The organism is Mucilaginibacter sp. P4_G9 (assembly GCF_056400985.1).
In genome coordinates, this window is record NZ_JBFUKF010000862.1 from 1 (window position 1) to 855 (window position 855).

An 855-nucleotide genomic window follows, 5' to 3' on the forward strand; every position below is an offset into this window, starting at 1 on the left:
AAATAGTGCTTGACGCTATACTAACCCAGGGCACATTACCACTGTTTTTTTATGAAGATTCGGATGTGAGCCTTGAGATAACACGCACCCTTTATAAAGCAGGCATACGCGTATTTGAGTATACCAACCGGGGTGCTGCCGCACTGGCAAATTTTAAAGTTTTAAAGAAAGCACAGCAAGATGAAATGCCCGATTTGTATTTGGGTATAGGCACCATTAAAACGGGCGCCGAAGCAGCTGCTTTTATTAGTGCCGGGGCCGATTTTATAGTATCGCCAATTATTAATCCCGAGGTGGAGAAAATAGCCAGCCAGCATAAATTGTTATGGATCCCGGGCTGTATGACGCCTACCGAGATCCATAGCGCGCAACTGCATGGAGCCGCACTGATAAAGATCTTCCCGGCCAATATTTTAGGGCCGGAGTTTGTATCGTCTATCAGGGATCTTTTTTCGGGCCAGCTGTTTATTCCAACAGGTGGGGTTGATCTGGATATCAATAACATCAACACCTGGTTTAGGGCAGGGGTTTGCGCGGTGGGCATGGGCAGCAAACTCATTAGTAAAAGTGTACTCGAAAACCGTTTGTACAATCAATTATATAACGATACTATAAAGTTGCTGGAGATAGTACAAACCTGCAAATAACCAATTTAAACCAATTATAATGAGAGAAACCAAAGTTGGAAACTACAGATGGGTGATATGCTCCCTCGTTTTTTTTGCAACGACCGTCAATTACCTCGACAGGGCTGTAATAAGTCTGTTAAAATCAAACCTTACGGTTGAATTTAAATGGGACGATGGTGATTATGCCAATATTGAAATAGCTTTTAAAATCGCATATTCCTTAGGG

Annotated in this window: 1 protein-coding gene and 1 pseudogene; both read left to right on the top strand. The window is 42.7% G+C overall.

Going from position 1 to position 855, the window contains the following annotated elements; genetic code table 11:
* The first annotated feature begins 2 nt into the window (after window positions 1-2).
* Window positions 3-647: a beta/alpha barrel domain-containing protein gene (locus AC1DPZ_RS28195; protein ID WP_477409772.1), complete on the top strand. Its 645-nt coding sequence runs from the start codon at window positions 3-5 to the stop codon at window positions 645-647.
* 19 nt (window positions 648-666) lie between these two features.
* A pseudogene (locus AC1DPZ_RS28200) lies at window positions 667-855 on the top strand (MFS transporter); the annotation flags it as partial.